Genomic DNA, 15042 nt, shown 5'->3' with positions numbered 1-15042 from the left:
CGTGGACCCGGAGCCTTCATCCCGGCGTACCGGGATCGTTGCTCTCTCTGTGTGTGTGATGTCCGATAAGATTCATTATGTCAAATCACCAGGAAGTCGGGTTCAGGGCCTCCCGCTTCCGGCTCCGTCGTTGCAACGGGGGGCTTCTGTGCTACTCCGCCCGCCGCCTTCGAGCCCCCGGGCAGCGACCAGACGACGTGACGCAATCCATCGAGCAGCTCCGCGAGCGCTTCCGAGCGTTCGGGCAGGATCACGTGTTCCGGTTCTGGGAGGAGCTGGAGCCCGGGGAGCGCCGTGCGCTCGCCGAACAGGCCTCCCGGCTGGATCTCGGGGAGCTCCAGCGGAGCTTCGAGCACACCCGCCAGCTCGCGGGCCCTGGGACCTGGAAGCTCGAGCCGGCAGAGGTCGAGGCCCTTCCCTCCCACGGGGGTGATCCCGGCCGCCGGGCGGAGGCGCGCGAGCGGGGCGAGGCCCTGCTTCGCGAGGGGCGCGTGGCGGTGATGGTGGTGGCCGGCGGCCAGGGGACCCGGCTCGGCTTCGATGCGCCCAAGGGGGTCTTCCCGCTCGGTCCGGTGACGGGCCGCACGCTCTTCGAGCTCCAGGCCCAGAAGCTCCACGCCGCGCGCCGGCGCTGGGGTACGCCGATCCCCTGGCTCGTGATGACGAGCCCCGCCACCGACGCGCCCACCCGCGCCTTCCTCGCCGAGCAGGCGCACTTCGGGCTGCCCGCCGAGGACGTCGTGTTCCTGTGCCAGGCGACGGCACCGGCGCTCGACTTCGAGGGCCGCCTGCTGCTCGAGGCGCCCGGTCGGATCGTCGAGAGCCCGAACGGCCACGGCGGCGCCTTCCAGGCGCTCGCGGACTCCGGCGCCCTTGCCGAGCTCGCGCGGCGCGGCATCACCACGATCTCCTACTACCAGGTGGACAACCCCCTGGTGCCGCTCGCCGACCCGGTCTTCCTGGGGCTCCACGCGCTCGAGGGCGCCGAGATGTCGGCGAAGGTGGTGCGCAAGGCGGACCCGATGGAGAAGGTCGGTGTGGTGGCGCGCGTCGATGGGCGGATCGGCGTGGTCGAGTACACCGAGATCGACGACGAGCACCGGCACCTGCGCGATGGAACCGGCGCGCTCGTCTACTGGGCCGGAAGCATCGCGATCCACGCGCTCGACGTGTCGTTCGCCCGGCGCGTCGCCGCCGACGCGGAACACCTGCTCCCCTATCACGCGTCGGCGAAGAAGATCCCGTTCGTGGATCCGGCCGGCCACCGCGTGCGACCCGCCGAGCCGAACGGCTACAAGCTCGAGCGCTTCCTCTTCGACGCCCTGCCCGCGGCCTCGCGCGTGGCCATCCTCGAGATCGAGCGCGTGGACGAGTACGCGCCCGTGAAGAACGCCGAGGGTGGCGACTCGCCCGAGACCTCGCGGAGCGCGCTCGACGCGCTCGCGCGCCGCTGGCTCGCGGCGGCGGGCATCGAGGTCCCGCGCGACGCATGGGTGGAGCTCGACCACGCCCGCATCGACGGAGAGGACGACCTGCGCGCGCTCGGCGTTTGCAGCCTGCCGCACGAGGCGATCCGCCTCGCACCGAAGGGGGGGTGATGGCGACGAAGAAGAGCAGCTCGAAGGCCACCGCCAGGAAGCCGGCCCGCCCCGAGAAGAAGGCGGCCACGAAGCGCAAGCCGGCGGACACGCGGAAGGCGGAGGCGAAGAAGCCGGCGGCGAAGACGAAGGACGCGGGGAAGGCGCGCACGCCCGCGTCCGCGCCGGCGCCGGTGAAGCCGCAGAAGCCCACCCGGACGGGTGATCGAGCGGCCCGCGCCACGACGCCGCCCGCCAAGGAGACGAAGGCGGCGACGCCGTCGCCGGCGTCGCGCCGGCGCGAGGCTGCGCCGCCGCCGCCGCCTGCGCCCGCACGGAAGCGCTCGGGTCCGCCGCGGACCGTTGCCGTCACGGTGGGCAGCGGCGTCGGCTCGAAGCTCGGGACCAAGTGGAGCTGCTACCAGTGCGGCTCGCGCTTCTACGACCTGCACAGGCCCGAGCCGCTGTGCCCGAAGTGCGGCGCCGACCAGCGCCAGCGCCCGAAGGTCAGCCTGCAGTCCGCTCCGGCCCCGCCGCCGCCGAAGAAGCAGCCGCGTCCGATGGCCCCGCTGCTCGACGACGAGGACGACGGGACGGTCCGCTACGACGAGGAGTTCGACCTCGGCGTGCGCACCGATATCGACGACGCCGAAGAGGACCTCTTCCCGACCGGCGAGGTCGAGGACGAGGAGCCCTTCGGGGGGCCCGAGGAGGAGTAGGCTAGAAGCTCGTGAGCCGGCGCAGGTGCACGCTCCAGGCGGAGCCGCCCTCGCCGCCGCGCGCGCGCAGCTCGGCCTCCACGTCGCGCAGCGCCGCCTCGCCCTGCCCGAGCTCGGCCCCGGCCTCGCGGCGCTGGCCGCTCCGGCGGCGCACGCGCTCGTACTCGTCGATCTGCTCGCCGAAGAAGCCCTGCTCCTCGGTCGCAACGCGCTGGCCGCGCGCCGCGTCGTAGCGGCTCGAGAGCTCGGCCACCTCGGCACGATAGGCCTCGGCCAGGGCTTCGAGATCCGCCGTCGTGTAGCCTGCGAGCGGGCGCTTCGCGCGCTCGGCCTGCTCGGCAGCGAGATTGCGCCGGTAGTTCCACGCGCCGGCCGCGGCGAGGACCAGGAGGATCCCGAGCAGCAGGCCGGCGCTCACGCGCCCGTCGCGGCGCATCCTCGTCATGGTGCCCTCCCGGCGCCCTGCATCGGCGCGCCGGCCGGCGGCCTTCAGTGCGGTGCGGGCTCGCGCCAGGGGCCGGGCTCGTGGTCGCGCAGGAAGACCGCGAGCTCGGCGCGGGTCGGAAGCCCGCCCTGGGCGCCGAGCGCCCGGCAGCTGATCGCGGCCGCGGCGTTGGCCGCCTGCAGGAGCGCCTCCGGCGCGAGCCCCTCGAGCAGACCCCAGGCGAAGGCGGCGTGGAAGACGTCGCCGGCGCCGGTCGTGTCGCGGGGCGTGATCGCGAATGCGGGGCTCGCGATCTCGCGCTCGCCGAGGCGCGCGAGACAGCCGTGCTCGCCGAGCGTCGCGACCGCCATCCGCGCCCCGAGCGCGACCAGCCGCGCGAGGCCCCCGCGCACCCCGCCCGCGCCGCCGAGCGCCTCGGCGAAGCCGCGCGACACCACGGGGAAGTCGGCCGCCGCGAGCAGCGGCTCGAGCTCTGGCCCCCCGGCGTCGACGTCGAGAACGACCGGCACGCCGAGCTGCCGTGCCGCCCGCGCGGCGTGGGTCGCGGCCGCCGGATCCTCGCCGTCCAGGAGCAGGCAGCGCGCGCTCGCAAGCCGCGCCGCCGGCAGGTCCGCGGCGTGCAGGCGCAGGCGCGGATCGCGATAGCCGAGCACCGTGCGCTCGCCGCTCGCGCGGTCGACGAGGATCACCGCGAGCCGCGTCGCGGCGCCCGCCACGCGGCGCACCCCGGCCACGTCGACGCCGGCCGCCTCGAGCGGGGCCAGCGCCACGGTGGCACCGATGTCGCTGCCCGTGCTGCCGACGAAGGCGCCCCGCAGCCCGAGCCGGGCGGCCGCGACCAGCGCCGTCGCCACCTGCCCGCCCGGCAGCACCTCGTAGGCCAGCATCGCGAGCTTGCCCCCGAGCGGCGGCAGGCCCTCGACCGTGCAGACGTGGTCGATCGAGCACTGGCCCATCCCGAGGAGGTCGAGCTCGAAGGGACCCGCGCGCTCGCGGAGGAGCGGGGTGCTCACGGCGCGAGCGTCCGGTACGCGTGGCGGCTGCGCAGGACGCGCTTCACGTAGGCGCGTGTCTCGGTGTAGGGGATCGCGTCCACCCACTCGTCCTCCGCGCGGGGGCCGGCAGCGAGCCACTCGGCGACCGGGCCCGGGCCCGCGTTGTAGCTGGCCACGGCGGGCGCGAGCGCGCCGTCGAAGCGCCGCAGCAGGCTCGCGAGGTAGGCGCTTCCGAGGCGCAGGTTCGTGGGCGGGTCGAGGAGCTGCGGCGCCGCGAAGTCCGCCATGCCGAGCTCGCGGGCCAGACGCGCGCCGGTGTCGGGCATGACCTGGAGGAGCCCGAGCGCGCCGGTGACCGAGATCGCGCCGGGCTCGTAGCGGCTCTCCTCGCGCATGAGGGCGCGCACGAGCGCGGGCTCGGCGCCGTCTGCGAGCTGCGCGGCGGCCAGCGCCTCGGGGTACGCCTCGGGCCAGGCGAGCCGCCAGAGCGCCGGCGGCCCGTTGACCGGCCCGCGCGCGAGCCGCTCCCCGTAGGCCGAGACGACGAGGCCCTGCGCCCCGCTCCAGTCGCCCGCCGCCGCGTGGAGGGTGGCGAGGGCCAGCCGGTCGTCGAGGCCGGCTGCACGGCCGTCGAGCGCACGCAGCTCCGCACGCGCCTCGTCCGTGAGGCCCGCTGCGACGAGGATGCGGGCGGCGAGCAGGGCTGCGCCGTCGAGCGCGCGCGTGCCCGGCGGCACCGGGGGCGGCGTGACGGGGGCCGTCTCGCCCTGCTGCGCGGCGCGCCAGCCGTAGTAGCTGAAGGGGTATTCGCCCGCGAGGGCCGCGAGCGCGCGCGCCCCCCCCTCCCCTCCCCGCGCCCGCGCCTCCCAGTAGCGCGCCTCGAGCTGCTCGATCGGGTCGCGCTGGCGCGCGGCGAGCGCTGCGAAGCGCGCCTGCGCCTCGCGCGGATCGCCGGCGCGCCAGGCCGACCAGGCGAGCTGCCGGAGCGCGTCGCTGGCGATCGCGTCGCTGGCGCTCGGGTCGCCCGCGACCGACGCGAAGAGCGTGCGCGCGCGATCGCTGCGCCCGCGCCCGGCGTGGAGCTGCCCGGCGAGCTGCCGCGCCCAGGCCGAGGTGCCCTCGTCCTGCTCGCGGCCGAGCGCCTCGAGCGCCGCCACCGCCCCCTCGACCGCTCCCCGCCGCGCCTGCGCGCGCGCGCGCCACAGGCGCGCCTCGGGATCGTCGCCGAGCGCGGCGAAGGCCGCCTCCGCCTCGGCATAGCGACGCAGCCGGAAGAGGCAGTCGGCACGGCGGCGCCGGGCATGCGCTTGCTCGGAGCCGCTCGCCCCGATCGCGAGCGCGGCGTCGTACTCGGCGAGCGCCGCCTCGCTACGCTGGAGCGCGTAGAGCCGATCGGCGCGCGCGCGGCGATCGGCGGCGCTGCCGAGCGGCGCTGCGGGCTCCGGCCCGAGCGCCGCCAGCCGCTCGCCGGCGACCCGCGCCTCCTCGCGCTCCGGCGCCTCGATCCAGAGCGCACGGAGCGGGACGATCGCAGCCTCCGTCGCGCCGGCCGCGAGGAGCGACTCCCCGAGGCGCAGGCGCAGCGTCGCACGGAGCTCCGCGTCGGGCCCGCTTTGCAGCGCCTCGGCCCACGCGCTGCGCGCACCGGCCTCGTCGCCCGCGGCGCGTCGCGCAGCGCCAAGCGCTTCGTACAGGCCCGCCAGGACGTCCGCGGATGCCGGACTCGCCGCGAGCCCGCTCCGCGCGGCGCGCTCGGCCTCGGCCGGCCGACCCGCGGCGAGCCAGGCCCGGGCCTCGAGCCGCCGGGCGCGCGCGGCCACGGCGGGCTCGGCGAGGGCCGCCGCGGCGTAGCGCTCGGCCGCGCCGGCGGGCTCGCGGGCGGAGGCGCCGGCGCGCAGCGCGTTCGCGGCCCGGACGGCCGGCTCGGGCAGATGCGCTCCGGCAACCTCGATCGCCCGGACCGGCTCCACCGGCCCGGCCGGGATGGCGCCGGCGGCACCCGCCCCGAGCGCGACGAGCACGATCCGCGCGAGCAGGCCTCCCATCGCCGCGCAGTGTGCCAGATGCTCGTTGTGACGCCCGGGGCTCTCCACTAGGTTCGCGCCACCTTGCAGCGGGCGCGCTCCATCGGATGGCGGCTCCTCGTCGCGCTCGGCCTGCTGACCGCCGTCGGCGGTGCGGATGCCGTCGCCGCCGAGAAGACCCTGCCCGGCCCGCTCGCCCCGGCCGCCGCGGCGCCCCCGGGAGCCACGCCTAGCGCCATCACCGCCGCCGCGACCTCGACCGCGCCGGCCCCGCGCCTCGCGCTCTGGGTGCCCTGCGAAGGGGCGGTGCGCGTGCTCGACGATCCGGCGCGGATCCCGGCGCTCGTCGCCGACGCCCGCGCCCTCGGCGCCACCGACCTGTTCGTGCAGGTCTACCGCGGCGGGCGCGCCTGGTTCAGCTCCTCGGTGGTCGATGCCGGGCCGCACCGCGCGGCGCGCGAGCGTTCGGGCGTCGACCCCTTCGCGGTGCTGCTCGCACAGGCGCACGGTGCGGGGCTCCGCGTCCACGCCTGGGTCAACGCGCTCTCCCTCTCCACGCGCCGTGATGCCGCGCTGCTCGCGAAGCTCGGGCCCGACGCCGTCATGGTCGACCGTCGCGGGCGCAGCGTTCTCGGCTATCCGGACCTCGACTTCCCGGAGCCCGACCGGCGCTGGTACCGGATGGGGACGCCCCAGGTGTGGCTCGACCCCGCCGTGCCGGTCGTCGGCGAGACGCTGGCGGCGCTGGTCGGCGAGCTCGTCGGGCGCTACCCGGCGCTCGACGGGGTCCACCTCGACTACATCCGTCACCCCGACGTGTTGCCTTTCATCCCCGGCTCGCGCTTCGGCGTGGGAATGGACTTCGGCTACGGCGCGGCCTCCCGCGCCCGCTTCCAGCGCGAGACCGGCCTCGTGGCGCCCTACGGCGACGGCCTCGGCAATGCGGACCGCTGGGACGAGTGGCGGCGCGAGCGGGTCAGCGAGGTGGTGCTGCGGATCGCCTCGGCAGCGCGCGGCGCCAAGCCCTCGATCGAGACCTCGGCGGCCGTGTGGGCCTACGCGGACCGCTCGTACCTCTCGCTCTACCAGGACTGGCGCGGCTGGCTCGAGGACGGGCTGCTCGACTTCGCCGTGCCGATGGCCTACACGCGCGACGACCGGCTGCTGCGCCAGCTCGCGCGCGCCGCCCTCGGTGGTGTCGGCGGCGAGCGCGTGTGGGTGGGCCTCGGGGCGTGGCTCTTCGAGAAGGATCCCGCCCGCGCGCGCGCCCAGCTCGACGCGATGCGCGCGCTCGCTCCCGCCGGGATCTCGCTCTTCTCCTACGACGCGCTCGCCGGGGCGCCCGCCCTCCGGGCGAGCCTGCTGCCCGCCCCGTCTCGTCCGCCGCAGCCCCCGCCCGCGCCGCCCCCTGCCTCGCCTCGCGCCCCGCCGGAGCCGGCGGCCGCCCCCACCGGCCCTCCGGCGCCGTGAGCGAGGACCCGCTCGCCGGCTTCGACTTCGAGCTTCCGCCCGAGCGCATCGCGCAGCGCCCGGCCGAGCCGCGCGAGTCGGCGCGGCTGCTCGTCCTCGCGCGAGAAGGCGCGGGGATCCGTCACCACCGGGTGTCGGATCTCGCCGGCCTGCTGCGCGCCGGCGACCTGCTCGTCGTGAACGCGACGCGCGTGCTGCCGGCGCGCCTGCGTGGCCGCAAGGCGAGCGGGGGCGCAGCCGAGGCGCTGGTGCTCGGCCCGGCCGCCGGCGCGCCCGGCCGCTGGCGTGCGCTGCTCCGCTGCCGGGGCCGCCTGCGGCCCGGGCTCGTCTTCCATTTCGGCAGGGAGGGCGAGGGCTTCGAGGCCGAAATCGAGAACCTGGGTGAGGACGGCGAGGTGACGCTCCGGGTGGGCCCCGGGATCGACCCCTACCGCGCCGGCGAGCCTCCCCTGCCCCCCTACATCCGCCGCTCCGCCCGCGATCCCGCCGACGACGCGCGCTACCAGACGGTCTTCGCGCGCGTGCCGGGGGCCGTCGCCGCGCCGACGGCGGGGCTGCACCTCGGGGCCGCGCTGCTCGAGACGCTCGCCGCCGCCGGGGTCGAGCGCGCGGAGGTGGTGCTGCACGTGGGGCCCGGCACCTTCCGCCCGCTGCGCCCGGCGGACCTCGCCGCGGGCCGCCTCCACGCGGAGCGCTTCGAGCTCCCCGAGCCGACCGCGGCCGCGATCGCGCGGGCGCGGCGCCGCGGCGGCCGCGTCGTCGCGGTCGGCACCACGACGACGCGCGTGCTCGAGGCGTGCGCCCGGACCGGCGGCGAGGTGGCTCCCGGATGCGGCGAGACCGACCTCTTCCTGCGCCCGGGCGTCCGTTTCGCGGTGGTCGATGCGCTGCTCACCAACTTCCATCTGCCCCGCTCCTCGCTGCTCCTGCTGGCGGCCGCGTTCGCGGGGCGCGAGCGGCTGCTCGCCGCCTATGCCGAGGCGGTCCGGGCGGGCTACCGCTTCTACTCCTACGGTGACGCGATGCTGATCCTCTGATGCGCCCCGGCTTCTCGTTCACGATCACCGCCCGCGACGGCCCGGCCCGCGCGGCCCTGCTCGCGACCCCGCACGGCGCCGTCGCGACCCCCGCCTTCATGCCCGTCGCCACCTACGGCGCGGTGCGCGGGATCGAGGCCGAGAGCCTGCGCGGGATCGGCGCCTCGATCCTGCTCGCGAACACCTTCCACCTGCACGAGCGGCCCGGCGAGGACACGGTGGCCGCGCTCGGCGGGCTCCACGGCTGGAGCGGCTGGCGTGGCCCGTGGCTCACCGACAGCGGCGGCTACCAGGTGACCTCGCTCGGCGATCGTTGCCAGGTCGGGGAGGAAGGCGTGGCGTTCTCCTCGCCGCGCGACGGCACGCGCCGCCTGCTCACGCCCGAGCGCGCGGTCGCGATCCAGGAGGCGCTCGGCCCCGACGTCGCGATGGCGCTCGACGAGTGCCGGCCGCTCGCCTGGCTCGGCACCGATCCCTCCGACGCCGAAGCGCGCCGCCGCACGGAGGCGAGCCTCGCGCGCACCCTGCGCTGGGCCGCGCGCTGCCAGGCCGCCCGCACGCGCCCGGACCAGCTCCTGTTCGGGATCGTGCAGGGGGGCGTCTTCCCGGCGCTCCGGCGCGCGGGCGCCGAGGGCACGGCGGCACTCGGCTTCGACGGCTACGCGCACGGGGGGCTCGGTCTCGGCGAGGAGGCCGCACGCCGCGCGGAGCTCGTCGAGGTGGCGCAGGAGGCGCTGCCGCCCGCGGCACCGCGTTACCTGATGGGCCTCGGCCGCCCCGAGGACCTGCTCGGCGCGATCGCGCTCGGGGTCGACCTCTTCGACTGCGTGCTCCCGACCCGCAACGGCCGGCACGGCGTGCTCTTCACGAGCGCGGGCGTGGTGCGGATCCGGAACGCGCGCTTCGCCCGCGACGGCGCGCCCGTCGATCCGGCCTGCGACTGCCCGACCTGCCGCCAGCACTCGCGCGCCTACCTGCGGCACCTGCTCCAGGAGAACGAGATCCTGGGCGCCCGGCTCGCCTCGCTCCACAACCTCCGCTTCTACTTCCGGCTCCTGGAGGGCGCGCGCGCGGCGATCGCGGAGGGGCGCTTCGCCCCCTGGCGGCGCGAGGTCGAGGCCGGGCTCCAAGGGCCGGGATAGCGCCCCCGCGGCCGCTCCTGCCGGCGCCCTGCACCTCAAGCGCATGCCGCCGCGCGCCGATGCCCCGGGCGGACGCCAGCGCAGGCAGGGGGGGAACCGTCCGCATGTCCGAGCCGCAGCCGTCGGGGCTCTTCCGCGGGGTCGTCGCACGCGCCGCCCTGCTGGCGGTCGCGATGATCGCGCTACCGGCGATGCTCGCCGCCGTCCTGGTGGCGGGCACGGGTCAGGCGTGGACGGGGATCGCCGCGGCGCTCGTGCTCGCGCTCGCCGCCGGGGGCGTGCTCCGGGCGCTGCTCGGGCGCGGCCTCGCGCCGCTCGAGACGGCGCTCGCGGTGTTGCAGCGGCTCGGCCAGGGGGAGGTCGGCGCGCGCGTCGAGCCGGCGCGGCTCGGCGCGTTCGCACCGGTGGGCGAGCAGGTGAACGGGATCGCCGAGAGCTTCGCCGCGATCGTGAGCCGCCTCCAGCACACGGCCGGCCGCCTCCACCAGCTTCCGATCCGCTTCGGCAACGGGCTCGCCGAGATCGAGCAGGCCAGCGAGGCCCAGGAGGGCGCCGTCGAGGAGACCGCCTCGCTGATGGCCGACATCAACGCCTCGATCAAGGGCGTGAACCGTGAGGTGGAGGCGCTCTCGAACGTGACCGAGGAGGCCTCGAGCTCGATCCTCGAGATGGGCTCCTCGATCGACGAGGTCGCACGCAGCGCGGCGTCGCTGCACCAGTCGGTGGACTCCTCGACCGCCTCGATCCACCAGATCAGCGCCTCGATCCGCCAGGTCTCCGAGAGCGCGGACTCGGTGGAGGCGATGGCCGAGGAGGCCGCCGCCGCGATCACCCAGATGGACCGCGCGATCCAGCAGGTCTCGGAGCACGTGCGCGAGGCCTCGCAGCTCACCGAGCGCGTGTCCCAGGAGGCCGAGGACGGCTCGGGCGCCGTGGCCGCCACCATCGACGGGATCGAGACGATCCGTGCGCTGACGCGCGACGCCCGCGACGTGCTCGAGCGGCTGGTGCAGCGGATCGGCGAGATCGGCGAGATCCTGACCGTGATCGGGGCGATCAACGAGGAGACCAACCTGCTCTCGCTGAACGCCGCGATCATCGCGGCGCAGGCCGGGGAGCAGGGCAAGGCCTTCGCGGTGGTCGCGAACCACGTGAAGACGCTGGCCCAGCGCACGGCCAGCGCGACCCAGGAGATCGAGCGGCTGATCGGCGCCGTGCAGGACGAGTCGCGCAACGCGGTCTCGGCGATGGGCAGCGGCATGGACGCGGTCGAGGCCGGGGTCGAGCGCTCGCGGCGCGCGGGGACGGCGCTCGAGACGATCCGCGCGTCGGCGCACCAGGCGAGCTCGCGCGTGTCCGAGATCGCGCGCGCCGCCACCGAGCAGACCCGCAACTCGGCGCACGTGGCCCAGGCTGCGCAGCGCACCAGCGAGATGGTGCAGCAGATGTCGAGCGCGCTCGGCGAGCAGCGGCGCGCGGGCGAGAACCTGCTGCGCAACGCCGAGGCCGCCCTCGAGCTGTGCCGCCAGGTCCACCGCTCGACCGAGGAGCAGCGCCAGTCGAGCCGCTTCGTACGCGAGAACATCGGCTCGATCACCGAGATGATCCGCGCCTTCCAGGAGAACACCGCGAGCCACTCGCGAGCCAGTGACGCGGTGTCGGCCACTGCCGGCCGGATCCTCGAGGTGACCCACAAGACCACCGCGAGCCTGCCGGCGCTGGCGGAGCTGGTCGCGGAGCTGCGGGTCGAGTCCGACGCGCTGGGCGCAGAGCTGGCGCGGCTCCAGTCCTCGTAGTCAGCCTCCTGGCGCGCCCAGCGCCTCGACCGCCACCGAGAGGCCCGCCAGGTACGGCAGGTCCTTGCCGAGCGCCGCCGGCACGATGCGCAGCTCGCGCGCCAGGTGCGGCCAGACGTGGGACGCCACCTGCTCGCGGATCGGGGCGAAGGCGAGCTCCTCGCCCGCCGCGACGGCGATCGTGCCGAGCACCACCACCTCGGGCGCCAGCGCCATCACGACGGCGGTGATCCCACGCGCCACGTAGTCGCACCAGCGCGCGAGCTCGGCGCGCGCGTAGCCGTCGCCCTCGCGCGCGGCCTGGACGAGCTGTACGGGCGTCACGTGCTCGCGGCCTCCGGCGAGCTGCGCCACGCGCCCGTCCTCGGGCGCCCGCGCGCGCAGGCGCCGGGTCCACGACGCGCCCCCCGTGTAGGCCTCGAGGCAGCCGCGCTGCCCGCACGAGCAGGGCTCGCCCTCCCACTCGACCGGGACGTGGCCGATCTCGCCGGCGCTCCCGAGGACTCCCCGGTAGATCCGGCCGTCGAGGATCAGCCCGCCGCCGATCCCGGTCGACATGGTGAGGAAGACGAGGTGGCGGAAGCCGCGCCCGGCGCCGAAGTGCCACTCGGCGAGGGCCGCCGCGTTGGCGTCGTTCTCGAGGAAGACCGGCACGCCGAGGGCGTCGTGCAGCACGGCGCTGATCGGCACGTCGCGCCAGCCCGGCAGGTTCGGCGGCAGCAGGACCACGCCGCGCTCGGGGTCGAGCGGCCCCGGGGCCGTGACCCCTACCCCCGCCACGTCGGCGATCGTGAGCCCCGACTCGGCGAGCGCGGCGCGCACGTCGTCGGCGATCCGCGCGAGGTCGCCGGCCGGGGAGCCCGTCGCTTCCGTCGGCCGGCGCCGGCGCGCCCGGATGGCGCCAGCCCGGTCGCCGACCCCCACCGCGATCTTGGTGCCGCCGATGTCCACGCCGACCAGGACGTCGGGCTGCCTGCTCGTGGCGATGCGAGAACCCTCCGGCGATGCGCAACCGTAGCGCGCGGAGACGCGCCGCGGGCCCGCTTTCCCCGCCTGCGGCTCAACCCCCCGCCCGGGCCGGCCGATCTATACCCAAGCGGCAGCACAGAGGGCTTCCGCGGCCAGGCGGCAGCAGAGGGCTTCCGCGGCCAAGCGGCAGCAGAGGGCTGCCGCGGCCAGGCGGTAGCGGGGGCTGCCGCGCTGCGGCGGCGAGGGGCTGCCGCGAGGAGGACCGCCGCATGCTCGATCGACATCCGCGCATCCGGACCCGCGTACTCGCGCTCGCCTTGCTGCTCGCCGGCGGTGGGCTCGCCTGCGCAACCACGCAGGAGCTCAAGGAGAGCGACTTCACCGAGATCCAGCGCCACTACACGAAGCTCGTCCGCTGGTCGCAGTTCGACCGCGCCCGCGCGTTCGTCGATCCCGAGGCGATCGGCTCCTTCGACACCCAGGCCGCCGCCTTCGGCCGGGTCCAGCTCACCGACTACGCGATCCGCGGCGTCGAGTTCAGCGAGGACGGCAGCACCGCGATCGTCCGGGTCACCTACTACGCGTACGTCCGGACCGCACTTGTCGCCTTCGCCTTCGACGAGGAGCAGGAGTGGAGCCGCCCCGACGGGCGCGCCTGGCGCGTCCGCTCGAGCTTCGCCCAGCGCGACGTCCAGCCTGGCGAGGGCATGTTCTGAGCCTCGCGCTCGCCAACGCACCGCAGGATCACGGTCGCCGCACGATCCTGGTGGTCGACGACACCCCGCTCCTGCGCGAGCTGGTGGCGCTCTTCCTCGCCCGCGCCGGCCGCATCTTCACGGCCGCGAGCGGCGAGGAGGCGCTCGCCCTGGCCCGCGTGATCCACCCCGACCTGGTGTTCGCCGACCTCTCGATGCCGGGCGTCGACGGCGCCGAGCTGTGCCGGCGGCTCAAGGGCAGCCCCGAGCACCACGACGTGCCGGTGGTCCTGCTGACCGGCCGCGATGCCGCCGGCGAGCGCGAGCGGGCGATCCGCGCGGGTGCGAACGACGTGATCCCGAAGCCGGTCGAGCGCCTCCCGCTGCTCGCCGCCGCGCGCCGGCTCCTCGATCAGCGCTCGCCGCGCGGGCTTCCGCGCATCCCGGTCGAGGCGCCGGTGCGGCTGCGCCAGCGCCGCCGCGAGTGGGCCGGGACCGCGCGCAACCTGTCGCGCGGGGGCGTCTTCGTCGAGAGCGCCGAGCTGCTTGCGGAGCACGCCGAGCTCGCGCTCGAGCTCGCGCTGCCCGAGACGCCGCTCGCGCTCGCCTCGACCGCCCAGGTGATCTGGACCCGCGCCCCCGACGAGGACGTCGCCGCAGGGATGGGCATGCGCTTCCTCGGCCTCGACCGCCGGACGGCACGACGTCTTTCGGAGTATGTCGAGGAGCGCCTGCCGGCGCCCCTCGCCTTCGCAGGAGGAGAACCGTGATCGCGAGGAAGGTGCTGCCGGGCGTGCTCGCCGGCCTGCTCGTCGCAGGCCTCGCCGCGCCGCTCGCCGCGGCGGCGCAGGCCGCTTCCGCGGCCGGCGCCGCGAGCGCTGCGCCCGACGCTTCGCAGGACTGGGCGAGCTGGATCCAGACGCTCGACGAGAGCGCGAAGAAGCTGCGCGAGCTGCGCCGCATCGAGGGCCAGCTCCAGGACGAGGTCGACAAGGCGATCAGCCGCCGCTACCCGCGCGGCGCCGAGAAGGAGCGCCTGCTGGCGGCGCTGGCGCGCGCGCAGGCGGACCTCGCCGAGGCCGAGCAGCAGCACCCCGAGCTCCTCGAGCAGGCGCGCCAGGCCGGCGTGCCGCAGGGGCTGCTGCAGGATTACGAGGATCTCGGCGCGGACACGCCGGCCTCGGCAGACGACGAGTAGTACGCGCGCTTCCTTCAGCGCTCGAGGTCGGACTCGCGGACGATGTCGCGCGGATTGAAGTGGTTCTTGGGTGCCTTTACGATGCTGAGGATCCGATCCCCCTGGCGGACGATCCGCGCACGCCGCGTGAAACCCTCCCAGTCCTTGATCTGCACTTCCTCGACGATCACCGGCGCTTGGTCCTCGTCGGGCCGGGCTCCCAGCTCGATTACCGGAAGTGTCTGCTCAGGGCGCTGGAAGCGGTAGCGGTTGCGGGTTCCCTCCTGATTGCGGACGCTGCGCCGAGTGGTCTCGGCGACGCCGAGGGCGATCCCGGTGACCGCAGGACCGCCCTCCTCGTCGGCCAGCACCGGCTGCTCGGTGGCGACCTCGGCAGGCGACTCGCCACGCAGCCTCGCGAGTCGATCGGCGAGTTGCTCGGCGTGGCGTCCTTGTGCATCCCCGTCGAGCGGCGTGAAGCGGCCGTATCCCTCGAGGCCCTCGGTCTCGATCTGCTCTGCCTGCCCGCGGTAGCGCTCGGGGACGCGCTTCGGGTCGTCGGCGAAGGCAAGCGTTCCGCTCTCGGTCTGCCAGCGGTAGAGCGTGCCGGCGCCGGCCGGCGCGCTCGCGAGCAGGATGGTCCCGGCCAGGAGCGAACGGGCGAACGAGGTGTTGCGCCACTGCATCGCGCGGATCCTCCGTCGGGGCGGAGAGAGCCCCTCGATGGAGGGGTGTCGCGATCCGTCACGGGGTGACGGGATTCGTCGCGAGCGGACGAAAAAAGGCATGCAGAGACGCGGCGCTCCGGCGGCAGCTTCGGGTGCTTCACGAGCCTTCCCGCAGCGCAAACGGGCGCTTCCGGCCCCTGCTCGCGCCGTTGACGCCCCCCGGGTCGCGCCCTACCCTGCCCGCCGACTTTGCTGCGGGGTAGAGCAGTCTGGTAGCTCGTCGGGCTCATAACCCGGAGGTCGTGGGTTCAAATCCCACCCCCGCTAC

14 protein-coding genes and 1 tRNA gene are annotated in these 15042 nt (G+C 75.8%); 10 read left to right on the top strand and 5 right to left on the bottom strand.

The genetic code is table 11. The features are described 5' to 3' along the window. Nucleotides 1–197: 197 nt before the first annotated feature. Together OZ948_00075 and OZ948_00070 are read left to right on the top strand one after the other, a co-directional pair. Nucleotides 198–1598 (top strand): UDPGP type 1 family protein, encoded by a 1401-nt coding sequence (locus tag OZ948_00075; protein MEB2343120.1) that lies wholly within the window; start codon nucleotides 198–200, stop codon nucleotides 1596–1598. Beyond that, the gene (locus tag OZ948_00070) at nucleotides 1598–2296 is read left to right on the top strand and encodes an FYDLN acid domain-containing protein (protein MEB2343119.1); all 699 of its coding nucleotides are present in this window, start codon (nucleotides 1598–1600) and stop codon (nucleotides 2294–2296) included. The genes OZ948_00075 and OZ948_00070 overlap by 1 nt, the downstream gene beginning before the upstream one ends. A gap of 1 nt (nucleotide 2297) precedes the next feature. On the opposite strand, the gene OZ948_00065 is transcribed toward OZ948_00070, so the two are convergent. From OZ948_00065 to OZ948_00055, 3 genes are read right to left on the bottom strand one after another with little or no spacing between them, the layout of a single operon-like run. Beyond that, nucleotides 2298–2741 carry a hypothetical protein gene (locus OZ948_00065; GenBank protein ID MEB2343118.1) on the bottom strand — a complete coding sequence of 148 codons (444 nt, stop codon included), beginning with the start codon at nucleotides 2739–2741 and terminating at the stop codon, nucleotides 2298–2300. A 44-nt stretch (nucleotides 2742–2785) separates the two neighbouring features. Further along, the gene (locus OZ948_00060; protein MEB2343117.1) at nucleotides 2786–3754 is read right to left on the bottom strand and encodes a PfkB family carbohydrate kinase; all 969 of its coding nucleotides are present in this window, start codon (nucleotides 3752–3754) and stop codon (nucleotides 2786–2788) included. Then, nucleotides 3751–5829 (bottom strand): lytic transglycosylase domain-containing protein, encoded by a 2079-nt coding sequence (locus OZ948_00055; GenBank protein MEB2343116.1) that lies wholly within the window; start codon nucleotides 5827–5829, stop codon nucleotides 3751–3753. The genes OZ948_00060 and OZ948_00055 overlap by 4 nt, the downstream gene beginning before the upstream one ends. 15 nt (nucleotides 5830–5844) lie before the next feature. Between OZ948_00055 and OZ948_00050 the strand changes: the two genes are divergently transcribed. The 4 genes from OZ948_00050 to OZ948_00035 all read left to right on the top strand — a co-directional run bounded on the left by OZ948_00050 (nucleotide 5845) and on the right by OZ948_00035 (nucleotide 11205). Continuing rightward, nucleotides 5845–7230 carry a family 10 glycosylhydrolase gene (locus OZ948_00050; protein ID MEB2343115.1) on the top strand — a complete coding sequence of 462 codons (1386 nt, stop codon included), beginning with the start codon at nucleotides 5845–5847 and terminating at the stop codon, nucleotides 7228–7230. Continuing rightward, on the top strand, nucleotides 7227–8267 hold the full coding sequence (gene queA, locus OZ948_00045; GenBank protein ID MEB2343114.1) for a tRNA preQ1(34) S-adenosylmethionine ribosyltransferase-isomerase QueA: 1041 nt from the start codon (nucleotides 7227–7229) through the stop codon (nucleotides 8265–8267). The genes OZ948_00050 and queA overlap by 4 nt, the downstream gene beginning before the upstream one ends. Next, entirely contained in the window at nucleotides 8267–9409 is a 1143-nt protein-coding gene (gene tgt / locus OZ948_00040) for a tRNA guanosine(34) transglycosylase Tgt (protein MEB2343113.1), read from the top strand. The genes queA and tgt overlap by 1 nt, the downstream gene beginning before the upstream one ends. 104 nt (nucleotides 9410–9513) lie before the next feature. Next, a complete protein-coding gene (locus tag OZ948_00035) occupies nucleotides 9514–11205 on the top strand; it encodes a methyl-accepting chemotaxis protein (protein ID MEB2343112.1) in 1692 nt (563 codons plus the stop codon). Here OZ948_00035 and OZ948_00030 read toward each other — a convergent pair whose 3' ends face one another. After that, the gene (locus OZ948_00030) at nucleotides 11206–12156 is read right to left on the bottom strand and encodes an ROK family protein (GenBank protein MEB2343111.1); all 951 of its coding nucleotides are present in this window, start codon (nucleotides 12154–12156) and stop codon (nucleotides 11206–11208) included. Between the two features lie 287 nt (nucleotides 12157–12443). Between OZ948_00030 and OZ948_00025 the strand changes: the two genes are divergently transcribed. Genes OZ948_00025 through OZ948_00015 form a run of 3 tightly spaced genes read left to right on the top strand, consistent with a single transcriptional unit; the run spans nucleotide 12444 to nucleotide 14067 of the window. Then, nucleotides 12444–12890 (top strand): hypothetical protein, encoded by a 447-nt coding sequence (locus OZ948_00025; protein MEB2343110.1) that lies wholly within the window; start codon nucleotides 12444–12446, stop codon nucleotides 12888–12890. Nucleotides 12891–12940: 50 nt separating this feature from the next. Next, on the top strand, nucleotides 12941–13639 hold the full coding sequence (locus tag OZ948_00020) for a response regulator (protein ID MEB2343109.1): 699 nt from the start codon (nucleotides 12941–12943) through the stop codon (nucleotides 13637–13639). Further along, on the top strand, nucleotides 13636–14067 hold the full coding sequence (locus OZ948_00015; GenBank protein MEB2343108.1) for a hypothetical protein: 432 nt from the start codon (nucleotides 13636–13638) through the stop codon (nucleotides 14065–14067). The genes OZ948_00020 and OZ948_00015 overlap by 4 nt, the downstream gene beginning before the upstream one ends. 14 nt (nucleotides 14068–14081) lie before the next feature. Here the strand turns inward: OZ948_00015 and OZ948_00010 are convergent, their stop codons facing one another. After that, a complete protein-coding gene (locus tag OZ948_00010) occupies nucleotides 14082–14732 on the bottom strand; it encodes a DUF4124 domain-containing protein (GenBank protein ID MEB2343107.1) in 651 nt (216 codons plus the stop codon). A 235-nt stretch (nucleotides 14733–14967) separates the two neighbouring features. Between OZ948_00010 and OZ948_00005 the strand changes: the two genes are divergently transcribed. Continuing rightward, nucleotides 14968–15041: transfer RNA gene (locus OZ948_00005), tRNA-Met, on the top strand. Nucleotide 15042: the final 1 nt, after the last annotated feature.

The organism is Deltaproteobacteria bacterium, from assembly GCA_035063765.1.
Classification (GTDB): domain Bacteria; phylum Myxococcota_A; class UBA9160; order UBA9160; family PR03; genus CAADGG01.
The sequence above is the reverse complement of the archived record's forward strand: the minus strand, read 5'-3'. Positions and strand labels throughout refer to the sequence as shown.